The organism is Streptomyces thermolilacinus SPC6 (assembly GCF_000478605.2).
Taxonomy (GTDB): Bacteria; Actinomycetota; Actinomycetes; order Streptomycetales; family Streptomycetaceae; genus Streptomyces; species Streptomyces thermolilacinus.
Genome location: NZ_ASHX02000001.1, coordinates 3,238,936 through 3,265,425, shown reverse-complemented (window position 1 = coordinate 3,265,425; position 26,490 = coordinate 3,238,936). Strand labels below are relative to the sequence as shown.

General features: G+C 70.4%; 22 protein-coding genes. 13 read left to right on the top strand and 9 right to left on the bottom strand.

Annotated elements, in window-relative coordinates; translation table 11 throughout:
• Positions 1 to 142: 142 nt before the first annotated feature.
• The 7 genes from J116_RS14035 to trxA all read left to right on the top strand — a co-directional run bounded on the left by J116_RS14035 (position 143) and on the right by trxA (position 9,846).
• On the top strand, positions 143 to 2,548 hold the full coding sequence (locus J116_RS14035) for a DUF6049 family protein (protein WP_023587699.1): 2,406 nt from the start codon (positions 143 to 145) through the stop codon (positions 2,546 to 2,548).
• A 45-nt stretch (positions 2,549 to 2,593) separates the two neighbouring features.
• The gene (gene murJ / locus J116_RS14030; protein WP_023587698.1) at positions 2,594 to 4,828 is read left to right on the top strand and encodes a murein biosynthesis integral membrane protein MurJ; all 2,235 of its coding nucleotides are present in this window, start codon (positions 2,594 to 2,596) and stop codon (positions 4,826 to 4,828) included.
• 119 nt (positions 4,829 to 4,947) lie between these two features.
• The gene (locus tag J116_RS14025; protein WP_023587697.1) at positions 4,948 to 6,690 is read left to right on the top strand and encodes a protein kinase family protein; all 1,743 of its coding nucleotides are present in this window, start codon (positions 4,948 to 4,950) and stop codon (positions 6,688 to 6,690) included.
• Between the two features lie 32 nt (positions 6,691 to 6,722).
• Positions 6,723 to 7,430, top strand: coding sequence for an RNA polymerase sigma factor SigM (gene sigM / locus J116_RS14020; RefSeq protein ID WP_023587696.1), 708 nt, complete (start codon positions 6,723 to 6,725; stop codon positions 7,428 to 7,430).
• On the top strand, positions 7,427 to 8,350 hold the full coding sequence (locus J116_RS14015) for an anti-sigma factor family protein (RefSeq protein WP_023587695.1): 924 nt from the start codon (positions 7,427 to 7,429) through the stop codon (positions 8,348 to 8,350). The genes sigM and J116_RS14015 overlap by 4 nt, the downstream gene beginning before the upstream one ends.
• Positions 8,351 to 8,477: 127 nt before the next feature.
• Positions 8,478 to 9,452, top strand: a complete 975-nt coding sequence (gene trxB / locus J116_RS14010) for a thioredoxin-disulfide reductase (RefSeq protein ID WP_023587694.1) — start codon at positions 8,478 to 8,480, stop codon at positions 9,450 to 9,452.
• A 49-nt stretch (positions 9,453 to 9,501) separates the two neighbouring features.
• Positions 9,502 to 9,846: a thioredoxin gene (trxA, locus tag J116_RS14005; RefSeq protein ID WP_023587693.1), complete on the top strand. Its 345-nt coding sequence runs from the start codon at positions 9,502 to 9,504 to the stop codon at positions 9,844 to 9,846.
• A gap of 82 nt (positions 9,847 to 9,928) precedes the next feature.
• Here the strand turns inward: trxA and J116_RS14000 are convergent, their stop codons facing one another.
• The 9 genes from J116_RS14000 to rpmH all read right to left on the bottom strand — a co-directional run bounded on the left by J116_RS14000 (position 9,929) and on the right by rpmH (position 16,547).
• Entirely contained in the window at positions 9,929 to 10,546 is a 618-nt protein-coding gene (locus J116_RS14000; protein ID WP_023587692.1) for a GNAT family N-acetyltransferase, read from the bottom strand.
• Positions 10,547 to 10,719: 173 nt separating this feature from the next.
• Positions 10,720 to 11,814, bottom strand: coding sequence for a ParB/RepB/Spo0J family partition protein (locus tag J116_RS13995; RefSeq protein WP_023587691.1), 1,095 nt, complete (start codon positions 11,812 to 11,814; stop codon positions 10,720 to 10,722).
• On the bottom strand, positions 11,811 to 12,896 hold the full coding sequence (locus tag J116_RS13990; protein ID WP_079147728.1) for a ParA family protein: 1,086 nt from the start codon (positions 12,894 to 12,896) through the stop codon (positions 11,811 to 11,813). The genes J116_RS13995 and J116_RS13990 overlap by 4 nt, the downstream gene beginning before the upstream one ends.
• 233 nt (positions 12,897 to 13,129) lie before the next feature.
• Positions 13,130 to 13,864 carry a 16S rRNA (guanine(527)-N(7))-methyltransferase RsmG gene (rsmG, locus tag J116_RS13985; protein WP_079147727.1) on the bottom strand — a complete coding sequence of 245 codons (735 nt, stop codon included), beginning with the start codon at positions 13,862 to 13,864 and terminating at the stop codon, positions 13,130 to 13,132.
• Between the two features lie 78 nt (positions 13,865 to 13,942).
• Positions 13,943 to 14,452 carry a Jag family protein gene (locus tag J116_RS13980; RefSeq protein WP_023587688.1) on the bottom strand — a complete coding sequence of 170 codons (510 nt, stop codon included), beginning with the start codon at positions 14,450 to 14,452 and terminating at the stop codon, positions 13,943 to 13,945.
• Between the two features lie 14 nt (positions 14,453 to 14,466).
• Positions 14,467 to 15,693, bottom strand: coding sequence for a membrane protein insertase YidC (yidC, locus tag J116_RS13975; protein WP_023587687.1), 1,227 nt, complete (start codon positions 15,691 to 15,693; stop codon positions 14,467 to 14,469).
• Positions 15,694 to 15,696: 3 nt separating this feature from the next.
• On the bottom strand, positions 15,697 to 16,023 hold the full coding sequence (gene yidD / locus J116_RS13970; RefSeq protein WP_023587686.1) for a membrane protein insertion efficiency factor YidD: 327 nt from the start codon (positions 16,021 to 16,023) through the stop codon (positions 15,697 to 15,699).
• The gene (gene rnpA, locus J116_RS28565; RefSeq protein ID WP_079147726.1) at positions 16,020 to 16,391 is read right to left on the bottom strand and encodes a ribonuclease P protein component; all 372 of its coding nucleotides are present in this window, start codon (positions 16,389 to 16,391) and stop codon (positions 16,020 to 16,022) included. Before rnpA ends, yidD begins: the two co-directional genes overlap by 4 nt.
• Positions 16,392 to 16,409: 18 nt before the next feature.
• The gene (gene rpmH / locus J116_RS13965) at positions 16,410 to 16,547 is read right to left on the bottom strand and encodes a 50S ribosomal protein L34 (RefSeq protein WP_003975051.1); all 138 of its coding nucleotides are present in this window, start codon (positions 16,545 to 16,547) and stop codon (positions 16,410 to 16,412) included.
• A gap of 362 nt (positions 16,548 to 16,909) precedes the next feature.
• Between rpmH and dnaA the strand changes: the two genes are divergently transcribed.
• The 6 genes from dnaA to gyrB all read left to right on the top strand — a co-directional run bounded on the left by dnaA (position 16,910) and on the right by gyrB (position 26,450).
• Positions 16,910 to 18,787 carry a chromosomal replication initiator protein DnaA gene (gene dnaA, locus J116_RS13960; RefSeq protein WP_079147725.1) on the top strand — a complete coding sequence of 626 codons (1,878 nt, stop codon included), beginning with the start codon at positions 16,910 to 16,912 and terminating at the stop codon, positions 18,785 to 18,787.
• Positions 18,788 to 19,913: 1,126 nt separating this feature from the next.
• Positions 19,914 to 21,044 carry a DNA polymerase III subunit beta gene (gene dnaN, locus J116_RS13955; protein WP_023587684.1) on the top strand — a complete coding sequence of 377 codons (1,131 nt, stop codon included), beginning with the start codon at positions 19,914 to 19,916 and terminating at the stop codon, positions 21,042 to 21,044.
• Between the two features lie 101 nt (positions 21,045 to 21,145).
• Positions 21,146 to 22,021: a phosphogluconate dehydrogenase (NAD(+)-dependent, decarboxylating) gene (gene gnd / locus J116_RS13950; RefSeq protein WP_023587683.1), complete on the top strand. Its 876-nt coding sequence runs from the start codon at positions 21,146 to 21,148 to the stop codon at positions 22,019 to 22,021.
• A 32-nt stretch (positions 22,022 to 22,053) separates the two neighbouring features.
• Positions 22,054 to 23,196 (top strand): DNA replication/repair protein RecF, encoded by a 1,143-nt coding sequence (gene recF / locus J116_RS13945; RefSeq protein WP_023587682.1) that lies wholly within the window; start codon positions 22,054 to 22,056, stop codon positions 23,194 to 23,196.
• A gap of 71 nt (positions 23,197 to 23,267) precedes the next feature.
• Complete coding sequence (locus tag J116_RS13940; protein WP_028964036.1) at positions 23,268 to 23,819, top strand: DUF721 domain-containing protein; 552 nt, start codon at positions 23,268 to 23,270, stop codon at positions 23,817 to 23,819.
• Positions 23,820 to 24,317: 498 nt separating this feature from the next.
• Complete coding sequence (gene gyrB / locus J116_RS13935) at positions 24,318 to 26,450, top strand: DNA topoisomerase (ATP-hydrolyzing) subunit B (RefSeq protein ID WP_079147724.1); 2,133 nt, start codon at positions 24,318 to 24,320, stop codon at positions 26,448 to 26,450.
• Positions 26,451 to 26,490: the final 40 nt, after the last annotated feature.

Below are 26,490 nucleotides of genomic sequence, written 5' to 3'. Positions count from 1 at the left end.
GATTTCCCGTGCCCGCCCGCTCCCCCCGGACGATCTCGTGGAACACTCCACGGCACTTCACCGTGCCGCGTCTCGTTACCATGCCTGGACGCGGGAACCGGCAGGGACCGACGGCACCAGACGACGAGGGACGGACGAGCGCGTGGCCGAGGCGGCAGACTTCCAGGGCATCGATCCCTCTCCTGCCCGCCGCTGGCTGCGGCGGGCCGCCGCAGCCGTCGCCGCAGTGCCCCTCCTCGCCGGGCTGGTCCACCTGCCCGCGGCCCCCTCCGCCACCGCGATGACGCCGGTCGCGTCCGTGGCCGCGGCGGCGACCGGGTCCCGTACCGTCGCTGTGTCGCTGGACACACTCGCGCCGAGCGCCCCGGTCAAGGGGGACACCCTCACGCTGAGCGGCACGGTGACCAACAAGGGCAGGGAGACGGTGAGCCAGGCGCAGGTCGACGTGCGCCTCGGCGACCGGCTCTCCAGCCGGGGCGCCATCGAGGACGCCGCCCGGCGCACCGGCTTCTCCGAGAGCCGGGACGGCGAGCCGCTGGGCGGCGCGTACGTCGTGAAGGTCCCGGAGATCCCCTCCGGCGCCACCCGTGAGTTCACCCTCGCCGTGCCGGTGGACAAGCTGGGCGTGGACGACGCCGGGGTGTACGAACTGGGCGTGTCCCTGTCCGGGCGCACCCCTGGCGAGCCGTACGACCAGGTACTGGGCATCGACCGGACGTTCCTGCCCTGGCAGCCTGCCGCGCCGAAGAGCAAGACGCAGCTGACCGTCCTGTGGCCGCTGATCTCCTCCGCGCACCTGTCGGCCCAGACGGGCTCCGACGACCAGCAGACGCCGGTGTTCGAGAGCGAGGCCCTCGCGGCCGAGCTGTCGCCCGGCGGCCGGCTGGAGCGGATGGTCACGCTCGGCGCCGAGCTGCCCGTGACCTGGGTCATCGACCCGGACCTGCTGGCCACCGTCGAGGCGATGAGCGGCAACTACCAGGTCATGAGCGGGGACACCACGCTCCCCGGGAGGAACCAGGCGGTCGCGAAGCAGTGGCTCAACGCCCTGGACAAGGCGGTGCAGGGCGACAAGGTGGTCGCGCTGCCGTACGGGGACCCCGACCTGGCGTCGCTCGCCCACCGGGGCAAGCGCGTCTCCCGCTCCCTGAGCCATCTGCGGCCCGCGACGGAGCTGGCCGAGTCGACGGTGGAGACGATCCTCCACGTGAAGCCGTCCGTCGAGTACGCCTGGCCCGCGAACGGGGCCGTGGACCCGTCGATCGTCGATGTGGCGACCTCGGCCGGCGCGGACAAGGTGATCACCCGCAGCGACAGCATGCGGGAGCGCCTGTCGTACACGCCGAACGCGGCACGGCCGATCGGCGGCGGGACCACGGCCGTCGTGTCGGACGCGGTGCTGTCCACGGCCTTCGAGGGCGACATGACCCGGGCGGGCGAGTCCACGGCCGCGGTCCAGAAGTTCCTCGCGCACACCCTCGCCGTCACCCACGAGCGACCGGGCACCGGGCGCAGCGTCGTCGTCGCCCCGCAGCGGATGCCGACGGCCTCCCAGGCCGAGTCCCTGGCGAGCGCCCTCAGGGCCCTCGGCGGGGAGCGCTGGTCGCAGGCGTCCGACCTGATCACCGCCACGACCGCCAAGCCCGACCCGAAGGCGACGACGAGCGTGCCGTCCGCGAGGCGGTACCCGAAGGAGCTCAGCCACCAGGAGCTGCCGGAGACGGTGTTCCAGCAGATGCGCACCACGCAGGACCGGCTGGACAACTTCAAGGTCATCCTTACCGCCGCGCACCGCGTCGTGACGCCGTTCGGCAACGCGATCAAGCGGGAGATGTCCACGTCGTGGCGGGGCCGCCCCCAGGAGGCCGCCGAGTACGGGCGTGGCGTGCACGCCCACCTGGAGAGCCTCACCGGCGAGGTGAAGCTGATCGACAAGTCCGACCTGACGCTCTCGGGGCGCAGCGCCACGATCCCGGTGACCGTGCAGAACAAGCTGGTGCAGGGCGTGGACCACCTGGTGCTGCGCCTGCGGTCGATGAAGCCGACCCGGCTCGGCCTCAACGGCGGCGAGCAGGTCGCCGAGCTCCCGGTGCGCATCGAGGGCGGGCACAGCCAGTCGGTGAAGTTCACGGCCTCCGCCAACGCGAACGGCCCCGTCCCCGTCGAGGCGCAGCTGTTCACGGAGGACGGCCGCCCCTACGGCCAGCCCATGCGGTTCACCGTCAAGGTCTCCGAGATCACCTCGACCGTGATGCTCGTCATCGCCGGCGGCGTGCTGCTCCTGGTCCTCGCCGGTGTCAGGATGTACAGCCAGCGCAAGCGCGCCGCGGCGGCGCGGGACGCCGACGCCGACGCGGTCGACAGGACGGGAACGTCCGAAGAGGCCGGAGCGGCGCGGCCGACCGACGAGGACGAGGGCGCGGCAGAGGCCGCTCCCGCCGTCCCGGTCGCGGAGAGCGACGATCCGGTGCAGCCGAGTGACCCCGCGACGGACACCGGACCGCAAAGCACCGACCCGTCGGGCCCGGGTGAGAAAGTGGAGCGTTGAGCGATGTCGTGGCCGGCCGGCCGGGGACGATGAGGTGGGGTAACCATGAACGCGCCGTACGACGGTGACCGCGGCCAGGGCGCGGGCGGCGGCAGTGTGCCGCCGGACGGGCCGCCGCCCGTCCCGGTGCCGGGACAGGTGCCGCCCGCCGACGCGTCGGCCCCGCACCAGCCCTACCCGCAGGACGCCTACGGGCAGGACCCCTACGTCCAGGACGCGTACACCCACGACCCGTACCGCTCCCACGACCTCTCGTCGCAGGACCCGGTCGGGGAGGCCCTGTACGACCGGGCCGCGCACCCGCCGCCCCCGCCCGGCACGTACGAGGAGCCACGACCGCTCTACGAGCAGCCCGCGGCCCCGCAGTACGCGCCCGACCCACGTGTGTGGGCCCAGACCCCGCCGCCCGAGCCCGCCGGCCCGTCCCGCCACCTCCCGTACGGCGAGGACGCCAGGACCGTCCAGTTCACCGGCGTGGACGACCTGGTGACCCACGCCGCCGACGAGCGGCCGGCGCCCGACGCGTTCGCGCACCTGTACCGCGACCAGCAGGTCCAGGCCGGGCAGGCGACGGCCGTGCCGGTCCCCGAGCCTGTGGAGCCCGAGGTGCCCGCGGAGCCGGTGGCGCCCCCGCCGCCGAAGAAGGCGGGCGGAAAGGCCTCCGGACTGCTGAAGTCCAGTGCCGTGATGGCGGCCGGCACCCTCGTGTCGCGGCTCACCGGCTTCCTGCGGAGCCTGGTGATCACCGGCGCCCTGGGTGCGGCGACGCTCGGTGACGCGTTCACCGTCGCCTACACGCTGCCCACGATGATCTACATCCTGACCGTGGGCGGCGGCCTCAACTCGGTCTTCGTCCCGCAGCTCGTCCGCTCCATGAAGAACGACGAGGACGGCGGCGAGGCGTACGCCAACCGCCTGCTGACCTTGGTGATGGTCACCCTCGCCGTGATCGTCGGCGCCGTCGTGTTCCTGGCGCCGCTGCTCGTCCACGCGATGTCGCCCACCATCGCCAACGACCCGGACGCCAACAGCGTCGCCGTCACCTTCGCCCGGTTCTGCCTGCCCACCATCTTCTTCATGGGCGTGCACGTGGTGATGGGTCAGATCCTCAACGCCCGCGGCAAGTTCGGCGCGATGATGTGGACGCCGGTCCTCAACAACATCGTCGTCATCTTCACGTTCGGCATGTTCATCTGGGTGTACGGCTCCTACTCCGAGACGAGGATGGGCGCCGACGTCATCCCCGACGAGGGCGTCCGGCTGCTCGGTGTGGGCGTCCTGCTGGGCCTGGTCGTCCAGGCGCTGGCGATGATCCCGTACCTGCGCGAAGCGGGCTTCCGCTTCCGCCCGCGCTTCGACTGGAAGGGCCAGGGCCTCGGCAAGACGGTCAAGCTGGCCAAGTGGACGGTCCTGTTCGTCCTCGCCAACCAGGCCGGTGTCGTCGTCGTCACGCAGCTGGCCACCGCGGCCGGAAAGGCGTCCGGCACGGACGGCGCCGGCATCCTGGCATACTCCAACGCCCAGCTGATCTGGGGCATGCCGCAGGCCATCATCACGGTCTCCGTCATGGCCGCGCTGCTGCCCCGCATCTCCCGCGCCGCGCACGACAACGACCCGGGCGCCGTCCGCGACGACATCTCGCACGGCCTGCGCAACTCGGCCGTCGCGATCGTGCCCGTCTCCTTCGGCTTCCTCGCGCTGGGCGTGCCGCTGTGCACCCTGCTCTACGCCTCCAGCGGCCAGGAAGCGGCCACCGGCATGGGCTTCATGCTGATGGCGTTCGGCCTCGGCCTGATCCCGTACTCCGTCCAGTACGTCGTCCTGCGCGGCTTCTACGCCTACGAGGACACGCGGACGCCCTTCTACAACACGGTCATCGTGGCGGCCGTCAACGCCGCCGCCTCCGTGCTCTGCTACGTCGTGCTGCCGGCCCGCTGGGCCGTGGTCGGCATGGCCGCGAGCTACGGCCTCGCGTACATGGTCGGCGTGGGCATCGCCTGGCGGCGGCTGCGCGACCGGCTGGGCGGCGACCTCGACGGCGCCCACGTCGTCCGGACGTACGCCCGCCTCTCCATGGCCTCCGTGCCCGCGGCGCTGGCCGCCGGCGCGGTCGCCTGGGGTCTGCTGAGCCTGCTCGGCATGGGCGCACTGGGCTCCCTGGTGGCACTCGTGGCCGGTGGAGCCGTCCTGCTCGGCGTGTTCTACGTGGCGGCCCGCAAGATGCGCATCGAGGAGCTCAACGCCATGGTGGGCATGGTCCGGGGCCGTCTCGGCCGCTAGAACAGGGGGCTTTCGCACAACCATCGCCGCCCACCGCGTGTCGTGCATAGCGGTGGACTGTGGGCACAATTGGCAGGGCTGCTGAATATGGCGCATCGGATGGGGAGGCAGGAACGACGGTGGCGGAACGTAGCACGGCTGCCGTCGACGTGGCCGACAACAGCGGTGGCGACCCGCTGACCGCCAAGGCGGACAGGACCACGGCCGACGGGGCGGAAGCGCAGGACGCGACGGACATGTCTTCCCGAAACACGAACGGCGAACAGGAAGCCGCCGACGAACCCGCCATCAAGTCCCCGGAACTGCACAGCGGGCACAAACTCGCCCGCCGCTACCGGCTCGAGGAGTGCGTCACCCGACTGGACGGTTTCAGCAGCTGGCGGGCCGTCGACGAGAAGCTGCGCCGCGCCGTCGGCGTGCACATCCTGCCCGCCGACCACCCCAGGGCCCGTTCCGTCCTCGCGGCCGCACGCGCCTCCGCTCTGCTCGGCGACCCCCGGTTCGTCCAGGTACTCGACGCCGTCGAGGAGAACGACCTCGTCTACGTGGTGCACGAGTGGCTGCCGGACGCCACCGAGCTGACCGCCCTGCTCGCCTCCGGCCCCCTCGAGCCCTACGACGCCTACCAGCTCGTCAGCCAGGTCTCCCAGGCGATGGCCGCCGCGCACCGCGAGGGCCTCGCCCATCTGCGGCTCACCCCCAGCGCCGTACTGCGCACCTCCACCGGGCAGTACCGGATCCGCGGCCTCGCCGTGAACGCCGCGCTGCGCGGCATCACCGTCGACCGCCCCCAGCGCACCGACACGGAGGCGATCGGCGCGCTCCTCTACGCGGCGCTGACGCAGCGCTGGCCGTACGAGAACGACGCCCACGGACTGACGGGCCTGCCGAAGGGCATGGGGCTCATCGCCCCCGACCAGGTGCGGGCCGGCGTCCACCGGGGTCTGTCCGACCTGGCCATGCGCGCGCTCGTCAACGACGGCGCGACCGCCTCCCGCCAGGACCCGCCCTGCACGACCCCCGACGAGCTGGCCAAGGCCGTCGCGGCCATGCCCCGCATCCGTCCGCCGGAGCCCGAGTTCCCGCCCGCGCCGGAATACCAGCGCACGACCTACCAGCAGGGCACGTACGGCCGCCCCCAGCCGCACCCCGGCACCGCCACCACCCAGCCCGTGCTCCCGCCGCCCGCGCCCCTGGAGAGCCGCACCGGCAAGGTGCTGAAGTGGGCCGTCTCCGCGCTGCTGATCGCCGCGCTGGGCCTCGGCAGCTGGCAGATCGCCGACCGGCTCCTCGACCAGCGCGGCTCGAACAACGACCCGGGCACGACCCAGCCGTCCCCCGGCCCGTCCATCGACGACAAGGCCGCGCCCCAGCTGGTCCCGCTTCCCGTCAAGGACTCCAAGGAGTACGCCCCGGACGGCACCCCCCAGGACGCGGGGGACGCGGGGAACACCCACGACTCCGACCCGTCGAGCTACTGGCGCAGCAAGAGCTACGTCGAAGGCCCCGAACTGGACCCGCGGGTGAAGAAGGGCGTCGGCATCGTCTACGACCTCGGGGCGGAGCAGGACGTGTCGAAGGCCTCGATAGCCCTGCGGTACGTCGGGGACCACACCACGCTCACGCTCTACGCCGCGGACGCCCTGTCCCCGGCCACCGCGCTGGAGGAGATGCCGAAGATCGGTACGGGGCGTACCAGCGGGAAGTCCCTGGAGGTGAGCGCGGAGAAGCCGGTGAGGAGCCGCTATGTGCTCGTGTGGATGACCGCGATGCCCTACACCTCGGGGGACGAGTACAGCACCGCCGGGCACAAGCAGGGCATCACCGAGGTCACCTTCACGGGACAACAGGCGCGTCCGTAGCGGCGCCGGCTCCGATCCAGGGGAGAAACCGCATGTCCCACGGCCGTGACGAAGCCGGTGTGCCGGACCAGGACCTGCTGGCCCGGCATGTCGCGGGGGACCCCGACGCCTTCGGCGAGCTGGTACGGCGCCATCGCGACCGGCTCTGGGCCGTCGCCATCCGCACGCTCGGCGACCGGGAGGATGCGGCGGACGCCGTCCAGGACGCCCTCGTCTCGGCCTTCCGGGCCGCCCACACCTTCCGGGGACAGTCCGCTGTGACGACCTGGCTGCACCGCATCACCGTCAACGCCTGCCTGGACCGGGCCCGTAAGACCGCCTCCCGCAGGACCGCGCCCCTGAACGACACAAAGCGGCTGGAGCAGCTCCTGGAGCCGCACGAGTCCGCCGAGGCGCCCGCCGAGCGGCAGGACCTCCACCGTCAGCTGCTCGCGGCCCTCACGAGTCTCCCGGCGGACCAGCGCGCCGCCCTGGTGCTCGTGGACATGCAGGGCTATCCCGTGGCCGAGGCCGCCGAGATCCTGGGCGTGCCCACCGGGACGGTGAAGAGCCGCTGCGCCCGGGGCCGCGCCCGTCTCGTCCCCCTCCTCACTCATCTGCGTCCCGGCCCCGGGGATAACACCGCTGCCGATGGGGGAAGGAACCGGACGCCGGGGACATCCGTCCCACCGACATCGGGACCGAGGGACCCAGGACCGACTGATCCTGCTGCTGTGAAGGGCGGAGGTGGACGCGCGTGACATCCACGGCCGACACGACTCAGCACCCCGACGTCTCCGAGATCTCCGATCTCGCCGAGGGCATCCTCCCGCCGTCCCGCACGGCGGACGTACGCCGCCATCTGGACCGCTGCGAACTGTGCGCCGACGTCCGTGACTCCCTGGAGGAGATCCGCGGCCTGCTCGGTACGCTGCCCGGCCCCCCTCGCATGCCGGTCGACGTGGTGGAGCGCATCGATGCCGCGCTGGCCGCCGAGGTCCTCCTCGACGCCACCGCTCCCGACGACTCCGCCGTGGTTTCACGTGAAACCACGCGGGAGCCCGTCACGTCGGCCGCTGGAGGTCCCCGTTCCAAGGCGGTGGACCGTCCGGTGGGCGCACCGGCAGGCCGTCCCTCCGGCTCCACCGGGCCCGGGCGGGCCCCTGCCCGGCGCCGCCGCCGCTCCACGGTGATCAGCGCCGCCTGCGGCCTGGCGGCGGTCGGCCTGGGGGTCCTCCTCTTCCAAACGGCGGACCTGACCGGTGACACGCCCACCGCCACCCACGTCCAAAGCGCGTCCGGCCCGGATGAGCGCCTCTTCTCCGGGGCGGCGCTCCCGGACAAGGTGCGCTCCCTGCTCAGCGCCCCCGAGCGGACCGAGGGGGGCACATCGCCACGCCTCCAGTCGGAGGGCGCGTCCGCGGACAGCCCCGACCCGATGATCAAGCGGTCCGGTCCGCCACTGCCGGAGTGCGTGACGCAGGGTGTGGACCGAGGTGAGCAGCCGCTCGGGGCGGAGCGCGGCGAGTACCGGGGACGGTCCGCCTACCTCGTGGTCCTCCCGCATCCCCGGACCGAGACGCAGGTCGATGTCTACATCGTGGACGCCTCCTGCACGACGGCGAAGACCTCCTCCGGTCCCGCGGACGTGCTGCTCAAGGAGTCCCAGCCGCGTCCCTGACAGGCACAGCCGGAAGCCGCACGGGCCCTACGGGAATGCGCGCCCCGTAGTATCCGTTGGGTGGGTTGAGAGTCTTGAACCGGCCCCCGTAGGCAGTAGGCAGTCTGCAGAGACGAGGAAGAAACCCGTGAGCGACGTCCGAAACGTGATCATCATCGGCTCCGGGCCCGCCGGCTACACGGCGGCGCTCTACACCGCACGCGCGTCGCTGAAGCCGCTGGTCTTCGAGGGCGCCGTCACCTCCGGTGGCGCCCTGATGAACACGACCGACGTGGAGAACTTCCCCGGGTTCCGTGACGGCATCATGGGCCCCGAGCTCATGGACAACATGCGCGCGCAGGCCGAGCGCTTCGGCGCCGAACTCATCCCGGACGACATCGTCGCCGTCGATCTGACCGGCGACATCAAGACCGTGACGGACACCGCGGGCACGGTCCACCGCGCCAAGGCGGTCATCGTGGCCACCGGTTCCCAGCACCGCAAGCTGGGCCTGCCGAACGAGGACACCCTTTCCGGCCGCGGTGTCTCCTGGTGCGCCACCTGCGACGGGTTCTTCTTCAAGGACCACGACATCGCCGTCGTCGGCGGCGGTGACACGGCGATGGAGGAGGCGACCTTCCTCTCCCGCTTCGCGAAGTCGGTCACCGTCGTGCACCGTCGGGACACCCTGCGCGCCTCCAAGGCGATGCAGGAGCGCGCCTTCGCCGACCCGAAGATCAAGTTCGCCTGGGACAGCGAGGTCGCGGAGATCCACGGCGACCAGAAGCTCAGCGGGCTCACCCTGCGCAACACCAAGTCGGGCGAGACCTCCGAGCTGCCGGTCACGGGTCTGTTCATCGCCGTCGGCCACGACCCGCGCACGGAGCTGTTCAAGGGCCAGCTGGAGCTGGACGACGAGGGCTACCTGAAGGTGGACGCCCCCTCCACGCGCACCAACGTGACGGGCGTCTTCGCCGCCGGTGACGTCGTGGACCACACGTACCGCCAGGCCATCACGGCCGCGGGCACGGGCTGCTCCGCCGCCCTGGACGCCGAGCGCTTCCTCGCCGCCCTCGCCGACACGGAGAAGGTGGCCGAGCCGGAGAAGACCCCCGCGGTCTGACCCTCACGATTCCCCACACCCCACACCCCGCACAGTGAAGGAGGCCACCGTGGCCGACCTCAAGGCAGTGACCGACGATTCGTTCGAGGAGACCGTCCTCAAGAGCGACAAGCCCGTGCTGGTGGACTTCTGGGCCGAGTGGTGCGGTCCGTGCCGCCAGATCGCCCCGTCCCTCCAGGCGATCGCCGACGAGTACGGCGATCAGATCGAGATCGTCAAGCTCAACATCGACCAGAACCCGGCCACGGCTGCGAAGTACGGCGTCATGTCGATCCCGACCCTGAACGTCTACCAGGGTGGCGAGGTCGCCAAGACCATCGTCGGCGCCAAGCCGAAGGCCGCGATCGTCCGCGACCTGGCCGACTTCATCGGCGACGCGGCCCCGAAGGCCTGACCTTCGTTTCACGTGAAACGGCGTTTCACGTGAAACACGAACGGCCCATCCTCAAGGGGTGGGCCGTTCGTCGTACAGGCGGTCAGAGCGGACGCAGCGCGGGCTCCTTCTGGACCGCGCCGAGCAGGCGGTCCAGTGCCAGCTCCACGTCCTCCTTCCACGACAGCGTGCTCCGCAGTTCGAGCCGGAGGCGTGGGTACACCGGGTGGGGGCGCACGGTCTTGAACCCGACGGACAGCAGGTGGTCGGCGGGCAGGACACACGCCGGCTCCTTCCAGCGGGCGTCGCCGAACGCCTCGATGGCCTTGAACCCGCGCCGCAGCAGGTCCTTCGCCACCGTCTGCACCATCACCCGCCCCAGCCCCTGGCCCTGGTAGCCCGGAGTGATCCAGGCGGTCATCAACTGGACGGCGTCCGGGGACACGGGACTGGTGGGGAAGGCCGTGGAGCGCGGCACATAGGCGGGCGGCGCGTACATCACATACCCCACCGGAACCTCGTCCACGTAGACGACGCGGCCGCACGAGCCCCAGTCGAGCAGGACGGCGGAGATCCAGGCCTCCTTCTCCAGCTCGGGTGTCCCGGCTTTGACGGCGGCCTCACCACTGACGGGGTCGAGCTCCCAGAAGACACACGTCCGGCAGCGCTTGGGAAGGTCCGGGAGGTTGTCCAAGGTGAGCGGTACGAGCCGACGTCCCATGAAGGTGATCCCTCACTTCCTTCGCCTGCCGCACCACGACGGCGGATGCGCATACCCGAACGCATCGTATCGATCGGGCGATGACGCGCATACGGGAAAAGGCCAAAGGGCGGACCTCGCCCCGGTGAACTCCGGAGAGAGACCCGCCCTCGGTGTATGGCTCCTGCGGAGGGTCAGCCCTCGCTGTCGGAGGCGTCCGACGGCGAGGTGTTCCCCTTGGCGAGAACCCGCTGCTCACCCAGGGTGCCGAGAATCCGGTTCAGGTCCTCCATCGAGGCGAACTCGACGACGATCTTGCCCTTCTTCTGGCCGAGATCGACCTTCACACGGGTCTCGAAACGGTCCGAGAGCCGCGTGGCCAGTTCGCTCAGCTCCGGGGCGACCCGGGCGCCCGCACGCGGCTTCTTCGCCTTCGGCGCCTTGCGAGGCTCGGAGCCCATCAGCTGGACGATCTCCTCGACTGTGCGGACGGAGAGCCCTTCCTCCACAATGCGGCTTGCCAGCTTGTCCTGCTCCTCCGGGTCCTCCACGCCCAGCAACGCCCGCGCGTGACCGGCCGACAGCACTCCGGCAGCCACCCGGTTCCGCACGGGCGCCGAGAGGCGGAGCAGACGCAGCGTGTTGGTGATCTGCGAACGGGACCGTCCGATCCGGTCCGCCAGCTGGTCGTGCGTGCAGTCGAAGTCCTTCAGCAGCTGGTCGTAGGCGGCGGCCTCCTCCAGCGGGTTCAGCTGAGCCCGGTGCAGGTTCTCCAGGAGGGCGTCCAGCAGCAGCTTGTCGTCCTCGGTGTCGCGGACGATCGCCGCGACACGCTCCAGGCCGGCTTCACGGCAGGCCCGCAGACGGCGTTCACCCATGATCAGCTCGTACCGCTCCGGGGCGACGGGGCGGACGACGACGGGCTGGAGGAGACCCACCTCCTTGATGGAGGTCACCAGTTCGCCGAGGGCCTCGTCGTCGAACACCTCCCGGGGCTGGCGCGGGTTGGGCGCGATGGAGTCCAGCGGCAGCTCGGCGAAGTGAACGCCCGCGGGCATCGCCACGGCCGTGCCCTCGGACTGCTCCGGCAGCGCGACCCCGCTGTCGGCGAGGGTCCCCTGCGGGAGGGTCGCCAGCTTGGAGGCGGCGACACCACGCTCGGCGCCCAGGGCCGGAATGGCCGTGGGCGACGTGGACGCCGTTCCGACCGAGGCGGTCTGCCTCTCCTGGGGGGCACCGGGAATCAGGGCGCCGAGCCCACGTCCCAGCCCCCTACGTCGCTCACTCACTGGTTCCCCTCCGACATGCTGTGCTGACTGTGCTGGTATTGCTGCGTGCCCGTGTGGGCGTGCTGGGCGTCGTAGTGCATGCCCACCCCCCGGAACGCGATCTCACGGGCGGCTTCCAGATAGGACAGCGCCCCGCTGGAGCCCGGGTCATACGTGAGGACCGTCTGCCCGTAGCTCGGCGCCTCCGAGATGCGGACCGACCGCGGGATGCTGGTGCGCAGCACCTCGTCGCCGAAGTGGTTGCGCACCTCCTCGGCGACCTGCGAGGCGAGCCTGGTCCGGCCGTCGTACATGGTCAGCAGGATCGTCGACACATGCAGGTCCGGGTTGAGGTGGCCCCGCACCAGATCGACGTTGCGCAGAAGCTGGCCCAGGCCCTCCAGCGCGTAGTACTCGCACTGGATGGGGATCAGCACCTCCGCGCCGGCCACCATGGCGTTGACCGTGAGCAGGCCGAGCGACGGCGGGCAGTCGATGAGGATGTAGTCCAGCGGCTGCTCGTAGGCCCGGATCGCCCGCTGAAGCCGACTCTCCCGCGCCACCAGCGACACCAGTTCGATCTCCGCACCGGCGAGATCGATGGTGGCGGGGGCGCAGAAGAGGCCTTCGACGTCCAGGACCGGCTGCACCACATCGGAGAGCGGCTTGCTGTCCACGAGGACGTCATAGATCGAGGGGACTTCCGCGTGGTGGTCGATCCCCAGAGCCGTGGACGCGTTGCCCTGCGGGTCAAGATCGATCACCAGGACGCGGGCGCCGTGGAGGGCCAGGGAGGCGGCGATGTTGACCGTGGTGGTGGTCTTCCCCACGCCGCCCTTCTGGTTGGCCACGACCATGATGCGGGTCCGCTCCGGCCGGGGAAGCCCCTGGCCGGCCCGCCCCAGCGCCTGTACGGCCAGCGGGGCGGCTGAACCCATGGAGGTGTCATCCAGCGGGGGATGTGTTTCACGTGAAACATCGTCCCCGAGCGATTCGGTACGGGGACCGGGGACCGGGTCGGTCATCGGTCCCGCGATGTTGGCGTCGGACCGCAAGGATTCACTCTCCTCGGCTTCAGGCTCGCGATGAACAGAGCCTGCCATGCTTCCGGTGTCGCGAACCAGCGAGGCCCCTTGTTCTGTGGAGGAATCCACTTCTGTGGACAACTCCGTCGCCCCGTCGGGGGACCTACGGCGTCCTGGCGCGGCGGCCGCACGGCCGCGGCTGATGATTCCCTGCAGCAGTGAGCGACGTTTCACGTGAAACACGATGCACGCGCCGCAGGGTCACACCCTCTCGACACTCCGTAAGGAAAGCCGGGCCATTCAACCGGCCGTCACCGGCGACGGCGCGACGTCCTCGCGGCCTTGGCCCGCTTGGCGGCGAACCGCACTCCGCCGGGGCTCTCGCCGACCTCGACCCGCACGACGGTGGACATCGGATCGACGATGCCCTCCCCGACGTGGAGAACGGAAGTACGGACGACGCCCAGCTTGCTGAGTGCGGCGCGGGCGCTCTGGATCTCCTCCTCGGCCGTGTCGCCCTTCAGGGCGAGCATCTCGCCGTAGGGGCGCAGGAGCGGAACACCCCATCCGGCGAGCCGGTCCAGCGGGGCGACGGCGCGGGCCGTGACCACGTGCACCGGGGGCAGCTTGCCCAGCATCTCCTCGGCCCGACCGCGGGCGACGGTCACGTGGTCCAGCCCCAGCAGCTCGACGACCTCCTGGAGGAAGTTGGTCCGGCGGAGCAGGGGCTCAAGAAGCGTGATCTTCAGGTCGGGCCGTACGAGCGCGAGCGGGATGCCGGGCAGTCCGGCTCCGGAGCCCACGTCGCACACGGTGACGCCCTCGGGCACGACCTCGGAGAGGACGGCGCAGTTCAGCAGGTGCCTCTCCCACAGCCGCGGCACTTCGCGGGGGCCGATGAGGCCGCGCTTGACTCCCGCGTCCGCGAGCAACTCCGCGTACCGGACCGCTTCCGGGAAGAACTCACCGAAGACCGTGTGCGCCTCCTGGGGCGCAGGGGGAAGTTCCTCTGCCTCGGACACGGGAACCGTCCTTCCGTACCGCACTACCGCACTGGGTGGCTGACTATCAGGCTGACAAAGATCGGCCCCGCCTGCGAACAGACGGGGCCGACACTAGAGGGATCAGGCGGGGAGCACGACGACGAAGCGCTGCGGCTCCTCGCCCTCGGACTCGCTGCGCAGACCGGCCGCGGCGACCGCGTCGTGGACGACCTTGCGCTCGAAGGGGGTCATCGGCCTCAGCCTGACGGGCTCGCCGCTGTTCTTGGCCTCGTCCGCGGCCTTGGCGCCCAGCTCGGTCAGCTCGGCGCGCTTCCTGGCGCGGAAGCCGCCGATGTCCAGCATGAGGCGGCTGCGGTCGCCCGTCTCGCGGTGCACCGCGAGACGCGTCAGCTCCTGCAGCGCCTCCAGCACCTCACCATCACGGCCCACGAGCTTCTGCAGGTCGCGGCTGCCCGTGTCGCTGATGATGGAGACCGCGGCGCGGTCGCCCTCGACGTCCATGTCGATGTCGCCGTCGAGGTCGGCGATGTCGAGCAGACCCTCGAGGTAGTCAGCCGCGATCTCGCCCTCCTGCTCCAGGCGGGTCAGGGTGTCGCCACCCTGGGCGGCGGACGTGGTGCCTTCCGTCACGGATGGACTCCTTCTTACTTCTTGGACGACGGGTGCTTGGGCCGCTGCTGGCCCTTGCGCTGTCCGGACTTGGCTTGGCGGGTGGAACCGGAGCCGTCCGACGGGGACTGCACGGACTTCGACAGATCCGCCTTCTTCTCGAGCGAGGGCTTGGCACCGGGCTGCGCGGTGGCCGCCTGGCGCTTGGCCTTCGTCTGGCGCTTGGGCTGCTGGCGGCGTGCCGCCGCGGCCTCCGCCTCGGCCTCGGCCGGATCGACCTTCCGCACGGTGCCGTCGGCCTGGGCGGTGAAGCCGGCCTTGGCGAGGCTGCTGATGAAACGGCGCTCGTTGTCGTTGCGGTCCGGGCCCTTGGCGACGATCGTCTGGACGACGTTGCGCTTGCGGCGGCCGCGCACCTCACCGTGGTGCGTGATGCTCTTCAGGAGCCGCTGGAGGTAGTGGTCCTGGGCCTTGCTGCCCGGCGTCGGGTTCTGGTTGATCACGTACATCTGCTGGCCCATGGTCCACACGTTGGTGGTCAGCCAGTAGACGAGGACGCCGACGGGGAAGTTGATGCCCATCACGGCGAAGATGATCGGGAAGATGTACATCAGCATCTTCTGCTGCTGCATGTACGGGGTCTTCACCGTCAGGTCGACGTTCTTCTGCATCAGCTGGCGCTGCGTGAAGAACTGCGACGCCGACATCATCACGATCATGATCGCGGTGACGACCCGGACGTCTGTCAGGGACGCGTTGAGCGCCTGGACCGTGCCGGGGTCGTCCATGAACTTCGCGGCGATCGGGGCACCGAAGATGTGGGCCTCGCGGGCGCTGTCCACCAGCGGCTGGTTGAGGCTGCCGATGGTGTCACCCGACGCGATCTTGCTCAGCACGTGGTAGAGCGCGAAGAAGAACGGCGACTGGAGAAGGATGGGGAGGCACGAGGAGAGCGGGTTGGTACCCGTCTCCTTGTACAGCTTCATCATCTCTTCCGACTGGCGCTGCCGGTCGTTCTTGTAGCGCTCCTGAATCGCCTTCATCTTCGGCTGGAGCGCCTGCATGTTCCGCATCGACTTGATCTGCTTCACGAAGAGCGGGATCAGGCAGATGCGAATGACGATCACCAGGGACACGATGGACAGACCCCAGGCCCAGCCCGTGTCAGGCCCGAAGATCGCCCCGTACAGCTTGTGGAACTGGACGATGATCCACGAGACAGGTCCGGTGATGAAGCTGAACAGATTTCCAATCGTGTCCACTAATCAGGCTCCTTGAGCATTGGGCGAGGTCTCTGCGGCCGGGCTCGTCCCGTCGGAGGGCCCACCCTTGTCACCGCGCAGCCGTGCGCGCAGCAGTTCGTGCCAGCGGGGGCGCTTGCGCGGCGGCACATGGTCCACTCCGCCGGGCGACCAGGGATTGCATCGCAGGATGCGCCAGGCGGTGAGGGCCGTGCCCTTGATGGCGCCGTGCCGGTCGATTGCGGTGTATCCGTAGTGGGAACACGACGGGTAGTACCTGCAGACAGGGCCCAGCAGTGGGCTGATCGTCCACTGGTAGAGCTTGATCAGGGCCAGCAGCGGGTACTTCATCGCGCGCCCCCTCCCAGCAGCCGCTGTAGGGCGGCGTCCAGGTCTCGGGCCAGCTGTGCAGGGTCGGCGTCGCCCGCGCCGGGCAGCGCTCGTACTACCACCAGGCTACCGGGGGGCAGCACGGCGAGCCGCTCCCGCATCAGGTGCCGCAGTCTGCGCTTCACCTGGTTGCGGACGACGGCCCCGCCGACGGCCTTGCTGACGACGAAACCCGCACGCGTCGGGGGAGCGCTCTCCCCAGGCGCGTGCGGGTCCGTTGCACCGCTGCGTAGGTGGACGACGAGGCTCGGGCGGCCTGCCCGGCGACCTCGCCGTACCGCGGTCGCGAAGTCCTCGCGCCGCCTCAGCCGATTCTCGGTAGGCAGCACGTCATGACCTGGCCGCGATCAGGCGGACAGGCGGGCGCGACCCTTGCTGCGGCGGGTCGCGAGGATCGCGCGGCCGGCACGCGTACGCATCCGCAGGCGGAAGCCGTGGGTCTTGGCGCGACGACGGTTGTTCGGCTGGAAGGTGCGCTTGCTCACTCGGGGGCTCCAGGATGAATTCGTGGGGTGGCGGGGTATCGCTTGGCTGTCACCGTGCGCCCACGAGTAGCTCGCAATACGCCCGAGTGCACCGCTACACGATCACATAAATGTGATCTTTGCCCATCGGAGGCAGGCGGCAGCAGCCATCGACAACTCGACCTGGTTACGGTACGCGCGGCTACGCCATCCGGTCAAACCGGCAGAGCGGCGGCCCGCGCTATGCACAGCCTGTGGACAACAACTTGAACCGCGCGAGCTGGCACGACTACCGTGACTGAACTCGGATTCCTTTCCTGCCTGTCCTTCCCATCCCGTCCCAAGAAGCACACATTCGTGGGACCTGTGAGAGAGCGTGCCCCGTGGCTGACGTACCTGCTGATCTTGCCGCAGTGTGGCCACGAGTGCTGGAGCAGCTCCTCGGCGAGGGCCAGCAGGGCATCGAGCCCAAGGACAAGCAGTGGATCGAGCGGTGCCAGCCGCTCGCGCTCGTGGCCGACACGGCCCTGCTCGCCGTCCCCAACGAGTGGGGCAAGCGCGTCCTGGAGGGCCGGCTGGCCCCGCTGATCAGCGACACCCTCAGCCGGGAGTGCGGCCGCCCGATCCGGATCGCGATCACCGTCGACGACTCGGCGGGCGACCAGTCCCCGCCGTCGGCCGCCTCCGAGCGGCACCAGCAGGACCGCCCGCGCTACGACGAGCGTGGCGGCGGCCAAGGGTACGAGGAGCGCGGCGGCCAGGGCTACGACGAACGCGGCCAGGGCGAGGCGTACGACGCGTACGGGCGGCCCATGGCGGACGACGGGCTGCCGTCCGTACGCCCCGCCTACCCCGACTACCAGCAGCAGCGCCCGGAGCCCGGCGCGTGGCCGCGCGTCCAGGAGGACCTGTCCTGGCAGCAGCCGCGCCTCGGCGGGTTCCAGGACCGCGACCCGTACGCGACGGCCAGGCCTCAGCAGCCGCACCACGACTACGGCGCCCCGCAGGGCTCCGACCACGACGCGTACGGCTCCCAGCGCGCCGACCGGCGGGAGCCCGCCGACGAGCGGGACCGGCACCGGCCGGGCGGCCCGGGTCCCGGCGGACCCGGGGTCCGGGGCGGAGCGGGCGGCCCCGGCGCGCCGGGTTCCGGTCCGATGGGCGGCCCCGGCTCCATGGGCGGCCCGGGCCAGGGCGGCTCCGGCGGCACGGGCGCTCCGGGGGAGCAGCACGCGCGGCTGAACCCGAAGTACCTGTTCGACACGTTCGTCATCGGATCGTCCAACCGGTTCGCCCACGCGGCGGCGGTCGCGGTCGCCGAGGCGCCGGCGAAGGCGTACAACCCCCTCTTCATCTACGGGGAGTCGGGGCTCGGCAAGACCCACCTGCTGCACGCCATCGGACACTACGCGCGCAACCTCTACCCGGGGACGCGGGTGCGCTACGTGAGCTCGGAGGAGTTCACCAACGAGTTCATCAACTCCATCCGGGACGGCAAGGGCGACACGTTCCGCAAGCGCTACCGCGACGTGGACATCCTGCTCGTGGACGACATCCAGTTCCTGGCGAGCAAGGAGTCCACGCAGGAGGAGTTCTTCCACACGTTCAACACCCTCCACAACGCCAACAAGCAGATCGTGCTGTCCTCCGACCGGCCTCCCAAGCAGCTGATGACGCTGGAGGACCGGCTGCGCAACCGGTTCGAGTGGGGCCTCACCACGGACGTCCAGCCGCCGGAGCTGGAGACGCGCATCGCGATCCTGCGGAAGAAGGCGGTGCAGGAGCAGCTCAACGCCCCCCCGGAGGTCCTGGAGTTCATCGCGTCCCGGATCTCGCGGAACATCCGTGAGCTGGAGGGCGCGCTGATCCGGGTGACGGCGTTCGCGAGCCTCAACCGGCAGCCGGTGGACCTGGTGCTCACCGAGAGCGTGCTGAAGGATTTGATCCCGGGCGGAGAGGACACGGCCCCGGAGATCACCGCGGGCGCCATCATGGCCGCCACGGCGGACTACTTCGGGCTGTCGGTCGAGGACCTGTGCGGCTCGTCGCGCAGCCGGGTGCTCGTGACGGCCCGGCAGATCGCGATGTACCTGTGCCGGGAGCTGACGGACCTGTCGCTGCCGAAGATCGGCGCACAGTTCGGCGGGCGGGACCACACGACGGTCATGCACGCGGACCGGAAGATCCGCGCGCTGATGGCGGAGCGGCGCTCCATCTACAACCAGGTGACCGAGCTGACGAACCGCATCAAGAACGGCTGACGTCACGCATACGGCGCTTCGAGGGCGTCCCGGGACGGATTCCGGGGCGCCCCTCGCCGTCCCGCCACGGATGCCGCCGGGTCGTCGTACCGGGTGCTGCCAGGTGGCGGGTGCGGGCTCCCGGGCGGCCGTACGGGCAGCTCCCGACGGCCGTACGGGTTGTCGTACGGGCACTTCCGACGGCCGTACGGGTTGTCGCAGGGCACTTCCGACGGCCGTACGGGCTGTCCTACGAGGCCGTGTGAGGACGTCGGCAGCTGTGGCGCCGCGAGGCCCGGCCGTCGTATCGGGCCGCTTCTGGGCCGTACGGAGCAGTCCACAGGGGTGTGGGCGCCGGATCGGCCACGCCGGGGATGTTCGATTAGCCGTGCCGGTCACGCCGTTCTCCACAGATTCGGGGAGAATCTGCCGTCCACAGGCTGGGGACTGGGAAGTTATCCGATCCTCGTCCACAGGGCGCCCGCTTGCGAGACGATCTTCCCAGGTCACGGCCTTGTGGAATTGTGGCCGAAGATTGTCCACAGGCTGTGGACAGTTTCTCTGTCCACAGCCTGTGATCAACGTTGTCCACCGGCGGCCCACAGGCTGGGGGCGACGGTCCACAGCTTCTCCACACCGCTGTCCACTGTTCGGCAACGGAACGCCGCCCGTCACCGGGACGAGTGAAAGCGGTCACACCAAGGCGCTGGGTTGGGCTGTGGGGAACGTGGGTAAAACTGGGGACAGCGCTGGGGAGAAGTCCGCCCTGCCTGTGCATGGGGTGTGTGTAACTTCGCGGTGTCCACAGAGGACCCCGGTTATCCACCGTCGCCACCCACAGGGCCGGTGGACAAAATTCGGGCTGTGACCTGCGCAGACGGGGTTATCCACGGTTTCCACAAGCCCTACTACTACCCCCACACATAGTTAGCTCGGAATCCGCTTCGAAGCAGGGCCTGTGCACAACTCGGCGCCGACGCTCCGGCCGCGGGCCGTCCCGACTTGACCCCGAGCCGCACCGAGTGTCGGCGGCGTGCGTCAGACTGGTCACCGGCATCCGATGCGAACCGCTGCGGCGGTGGACGAACCGGATGCCGGACGAGGAAGGCCAGCAGGGCGAGCCAGCAACAGCAGGAGGCGGCTTACGGTGAAGATCCGGGTGGAGCGCGATGTACTCGCGGAGGCGGTGGCCTGGGTGGCCCGCAGCCTCCCGGCCCGTCCGCCCGCGCCCGTGCTCGCGGGCCTTCTGCTGAAGGCCGAGGACGGCGCGCTGAGCTTCTCCAGCTTCGACTACGAGGTCTCCGCGCGGGTCTCGGTCGAGGCCGAGGTCGAGGAGGACGGCACGGTCCTGGTGTCCGGGCGGCTGCTCGCCGACATCTGCCGCGCCCTCCCCAACCGGCCGGTGGAGATCTCCACAGACGGTGTACGGGCGACGGTGGTCTGCGGCTCGTCCCGCTTCACGCTGCACACCCTGCCTGTGGAGGAGTACCCGGCGCTGCCGCAGATGCCGACCGCGACCGGCACGGTGCCCGGCGAGGTCTTCGCCTCCGCCGCCGCGCAGGTCGCCATCGCCGCGGGCCGCGACGACACGCTGCCCGTCCTGACCGGCGTGCGCATCGAGATCGAGGGCGACCGCGTCACCCTCGCCTCCACCGACCGCTACCGCTTCGCGGTCCGCGAGTTCCTGTGGAAGCCGGAGTCCCCGGACGCATCGGCCGTCGCCCTGGTGCCCGCCAAGACGTTGCTGGACACCGCCAAGGCGCTCACCAGCGGTGACACGGTGACGCTGGCGCTGGCCGGCTCCGGCGCAGGCGAGGGCCTGATCGGTTTCGAGGGCGCCGGCCGCCGCACCACGACGCGGCTGCTCGAAGGCGACCTGCCGAAGTACCGGACGCTGTTCCCGACGGAGTTCAACTCGGTCGCCACGATCGAGACGGCCCCGTTCGTCGAGGCCGTGAAGCGCGTGGCGCTGGTCGCCGAGCGCAACACCCCGGTGCGCCTCAGCTTCGAGCAGGGCGTGCTCATCCTGGAGGCCGGTTCCAGCGACGACGCACAGGCTGTGGAGCGTGTGGACGCGCACCTGGAGGGCGACGACATCTCGATCGCCTTCAACCCGACCTTCCTGCTCGACGGCCTCAGCGCCATCGACGCCCCGGTCGCGCAGCTGTCCTTCACCACGTCCACCAAGCCCGCGCTGCTGAACGGCAAGCCGGCCGTGGACGCGGAGGCCGACGAGGCCTACAAGTACCTGATCATGCCGGTTCGCCTCAGCGGCTGAGCGGGCGCCGACTGAGCGGCTGACCCCACAGGTGTGCACCCGTGTCCGGGCGTAGTCTCGGACACGGGTACGAACCGCACACAACGCGTAAGGAAGATCTGATGGAGCTCGGTCTCATCGGCCTCGGCAAGATGGGCGGCAACATGCGCGAGCGCATCCGCCGCGCGGGCCACACCGTCGTCGGGTACGACCGCAACCCGGACCTCGCCGATGTCCACAGCCTCGAAGAGCTTGTGGACAGCCTGAAGGGCCCGCGCGTCGTGTGGGTCATGGTCCCGGCCGGTGAAGCCACCCAGTCGACCATCGACCAGCTCGCCGAGCTGCTCTCCCCCGGCGACGTCGTCGTGGACGGCGGCAACTCGCGCTGGACGGACGACGAGAAGCACGCCGAGGAGCTGGCCGCCAAGGGCATCGGCTTCGTGGACTGCGGCGTCTCCGGCGGCGTCTGGGGCCTGGAGAACGGCTACGCCCTCATGTACGGCGGTGACGCCGAGGACGTGGCCAAGGTCCAGCCGGTCTTCGACGCGCTGAAGCCGGAGGGCGAGTTCGGGGCCGTCCACGCGGGCAAGGTAGGCGCCGGCCACTTCGCGAAGATGGTCCACAACGGCATCGAGTACGCGATGATGCAGGCCTTTGCCGAGGGCTGGGAGCTGCTGGAGGCCGTGGACTCCGTCACGGACGTCCGCGAGGTCTTCCGCTCCTGGCAGGAGGGCACGGTCATCCGCTCCTGGCTGCTCGACCTCGCCGTCCGCGCGCTGGACGACGACGAGCACCTGGAGAAGCTGCGGGGCTACGCCGCGGACTCCGGCGAGGGCCGCTGGACGGTCGAGGCCGCCATCGACAACGCCGTCCCGCTGCCCGCGATCACCGCGTCGCTGTTCGCGCGGTTCGCGTCCCGCCAGGACGACTCGCCGCAGATGAAGATGATCGCCGCCCTGCGCAACCAGTTCGGCGGACACGCGGTCGAGAACAAGTAACACGCTCAGCCGGGAGAGGTCGGCGCACATCCATGCACGTCACGCATCTGTCGCTGGCCGACTTCCGCTCGTACGCCCGGGCCGAGGTCCCGCTCGACCCGGGCGTCAGCGTGTTCGTGGGCGCCAACGGGCAGGGCAAGACGAACCTGGTCGAGGCCGTCGGCTACCTGGCGACGCTCGGCAGCCACCGGGTGTCCTCCGACGCGCCCCTCGTCCGGGTCGGGGCCGAGCGGGCCGTGATCCGGGCGGCCGTACGGCAGGGCGAGCGGCAGCAGCTCGTGGAGCTGGAGCTCAACCCGGGTCGCGCCAACCGCGCCCGTATCAACAGGTCCTCGCAGGTCAGGCCGCGTGACGTGCTGGGGATCATACGCACGGTGCTGTTCGCGCCCGAGGACCTCGCCCTGGTGAAGGGCGACCCCGGCGAGCGGCGCAGGTTCCTGGACGAGCTGATCACCGCCCGGTCGCCGCGCATGGCCGGCGTACGGTCCGACTACGACCGGGTCCTCAAGCAGCGCAACACCCTGCTGAAGACCGCCGCCATGGCCCGGCGCCACGGCGGCCGCTCCATGGACCTGTCCACCCTCGACGTGTGGGACCAGCACCTGGCGCGCGTGGGCGCCGAACTCCTCGCGCAGCGCCTGGACCTCGTCGCCACCCTCCAGCCGCTCGCCGTGAAGGCGTACGAGCAGCTGGCGCCCGGCGGCGGTCCGGTCGCCCTGGAGTACCGCGGCTCGGCGGGCGGCGGCGACCCGCTGGACCCGCATCGGCCGGTCGACCGGGAAGCGCTGTACGAACGGCTGCTCGGCGCGCTCGCAGACGTGCGCAAGCAGGAGATCGAGCGGGGCGTCACCCTCGTCGGGCCGCACCGCGACGACCTCGTACTGCTGCTGGGTCAGATGCCGGCGAAGGGGTACGCGAGCCACGGCGAGTCCTGGTCGTACGCGCTGGCGCTGCGGCTCGCCTCGTACGATCTGCTGCGCTCGGAGGGCAACGAACCCGTGCTGGTGCTGGATGACGTGTTCGCCGAACTGGACGCGCGGCGCCGGGAGCGGCTGGCGGAGCTGGTCGCTCCCGGTGAGCAGGTGCTGGTGACGGCGGCGGTGGACGACGACGTGCCGGGCGTGCTGGCGGGCACGCGGTACGCGGTGTCGGAAGGGGCGGTGGAACGCGTATGACCGCGCAGCAGCCCCGCTTCCCCTCGCATCCGTACGCGCACTCCCCCGCGCCGTCGCACGCGCAGCCGCAGATGCCGTCCCCGCAGATGCCGGGCCCCGTGGCCGCCCCGGTCCCCGAGCCGTCGGGCGTCGATCTCGCGCGCGTGGCGCTGCGCGCCGCCAAGGAGCAGGCCAAGGCGAAGGGCGCCGCCGCACAGCAGAAGAAGCAGGCCAGGCGCGGTGGCGGACTGCGTTCCGGCGCCCGTGCCGACGGGCGCGACCCGCTCCCGCTGGGCGCGGCGATCAACCGGCTGATCACCGAGCGCGGCTGGGAGGCCCCCGCGGCGGTCGGCGGCGTCATGGGGCGGTGGCCGCAGATCGTCGGCGAGGACCTGGCGAAGCACTGCGTCCCGCTGCGGTACGACGAGGATCCCGATGAGCGCGTCCTCACCGTCCAGTGCGACTCCACGGCATGGGCGACGCAGCTGCGGCTGCTCGCGCCCCGGCTGGTGGCCCGGCTCAACGAGGACCTGGGGCACGGGACCGTACGGCACATCCGCGTCCTCGGGCCCGGCGGGCCGCGCCGCGGGTACGGGCCGCTGCGGGCACCCGGCAGCACCGGCGCCGGGGACACGTACGGCTGACACCGGCGCCGGCCCGCCCCCCCCCCGGCCGGTACGCCCCCTTCCGCTGACCGCTCCACACCGAGCGGGACGGGATGCGCGTCCCGCCCACAGCCGTTCGCAGGTGCGGAACCGGCCATCTCGCGGCCCCCGCGCGGGCCCGGAGCGGCGCGGATTCGACGGTACGAACGGGCCCTCGTCGGCGCGGTGCGTGGCCGCCCCGGTTTCCACAGGTCGGCCGGGGGCTGTGAACAACGCCGTGACCTGCTGCGTAAGGGAGGACCGGGGTGGTTCGCGGGCGGCCCTAAAGGGGGGTGGACGGGGGCGCCGGGGGTGGTAGCGGGTGGTTGACATGCCGAAGCGCTGAGTGCCCGCGTGAGCCTCTTGGACACCCGTCCCGAATATGGGGAGTCGGCGGGCGCCGGTTGAGAGCGGCACATGCGTACTCAGGTACCGGCAAACCCCCATGAGTGTCAGCGCTACCGGTAGACTGGTAGGTAATCCCGCCCACTGCGGAACATGTCGAACGACGCAGCCACTCCGGGGCAGCCCGAGAGGTGGCTCGCGCTGTGCCAGAAAGGGCGCTTCGTGGCCGATTCCGGCAACCCCAACGAGAACATTCCGTCCACTTCCGTCGGCGAGAGCGGCGAAGCCTCGGCGCCGGGCTCACCGGCGTACGACGCCAACGCGATCACCGTCCTCGAAGGACTGGACGCGGTCCGCAAGCGGCCTGGCATGTACATCGGCTCGACCGGTGAGCGTGGACTCCACCACATGGTCCAGGAAATCGTGGACAACTCCGTCGACGAGGCCCTGGCCGGGCACGCGGACACGATCGACGTGACGATCCTCGCCGACGGCGGCGTGCGCGTCGTGGACAACGGTCGCGGCATCCCCGTGGGCATCGTGCCCTCCGAGGGCAAGCCGGCCGTCGAGGTCGTGCTGACGGTGCTGCACGCGGGCGGCAAGTTCGGCGGCGGCGGTTACGCGGTCTCCGGCGGTCTGCACGGCGTGGGCGTGTCCGTCGTGAACGCTCTGTCGACCAAGGTGTCCGTCGAGGTCAAGACCGACGGCTACCGCTGGACGCAGGAGTACAAGACGGGCGTCCCGACGGCCCCGCTGGCCCGGCACGAGGAGACAGAGGAGACCGGCACCTCGGTTACCTTCTGGGCCGACCCGGACATCTTCGAGTCCACCGAGTACTCCTTCGAGACGCTGTCGCGGCGCTTCCAGGAGATGGCGTTCCTCAACAAGGGCCTGACGATCACGCTCACCGACGAGCGCGCGTCCGCCAAGGCCACGATGAACGCCGACGACGCCGACGCCTCCGCCGAGTCGGCCGAGGAGCAGCCGGCCCGGTCGGTGACGTACTACTACGAAGGCGGCATCGTCGACTTCGTCAAGTACCTCAACTCCCGCAAGGGCGAGCTGATCCACCCGACCGTCATCGACGTCGAGGCCGAGGACAAGGAGCGCATGCTCTCGGTCGAGATCGCGATGCAGTGGAACTCGCAGTACTCGGAGGGCGTGTACTCCTTCGCGAACACGATCCACACCCATGAGGGCGGTACGCACGAGGAGGGCTTCCGCGCGGCGCTGACCGGTCTCGTCAACCGCTACGCGCGCGACAAGAAGCTGCTGCGCGAGAAGGACGACAACCTCACGGGTGAGGACATCCGCGAGGGTCTGACCGCGATCATCTCGGTGAAGCTCGGCGAGCCGCAGTTCGAGGGCCAGACGAAGACCAAGCTGGGCAACACGGAGGCGAAGACCTTCGTGCAGAAGGTCGTCCACGAGCATCTGTCGGACTGGTTCGACCGCAACCCCAACGAGGCGGCGGACATCGTCCGCAAGGCCATCCAGGCCGCCACCGCGCGCGTGGCCGCCCGCAAGGCGCGCGACCTGACGCGCCGCAAGGGCCTGCTGGAGTCCGCGTCCCTGCCGGGCAAGCTGTCCGACTGCCAGTCGAACGACCCCACCAAGTGCGAGATCTTCATCGTCGAGGGTGACTCCGCCGGCGGCTCCGCCAAGTCCGGCCGGAACCCGATGTACCAGGCCATCCTGCCGATCCGCGGCAAGATCCTGAACGTCGAGAAGGCGCGGATCGACAAGATCCTCCAGAACACCGAGGTGCAGGCGCTGATCTCCGCCTTCGGCACCGGTGTCCACGAGGACTTCGACATCGAGAAGCTCCGCTACCACAAGATCATCCTGATGGCGGACGCCGACGTGGACGGCCAGCACATCAACACGCTGCTGCTGACCTTCCTCTTCCGCTTCATGCGCCCGCTGGTCGAGGCCGGTCACGTCTACCTGTCCCGCCCGCCGCTGTACAAGATCAAGTGGGGCCGGGACGACTTCGAGTACGCCTACTCGGACCGCGAGCGCGACGCGCTGGTCGAGCTCGGCAAGCAGAACGGCAAGCGCATCCGCGAGGACTCGATCCAGCGCTTCAAGGGCCTCGGCGAGATGAACGCCGAGGAGCTGCGCATCACCACCATGGACCAGGACCACCGGGTGCTCGGCCAGGTCACGCTGGACGACGCGGCCCAGGCCGACGACCTGTTCTCCGTGCTGATGGGTGAGGACGTGGAGGCACGGCGCTCGTTCATCCAGCGCAACGCCAAGGACGTCCGCTTCCTCGACATCTGAGTCGGTCTCAGCTGACCGTACGAAAGGACTGAAGACCAGC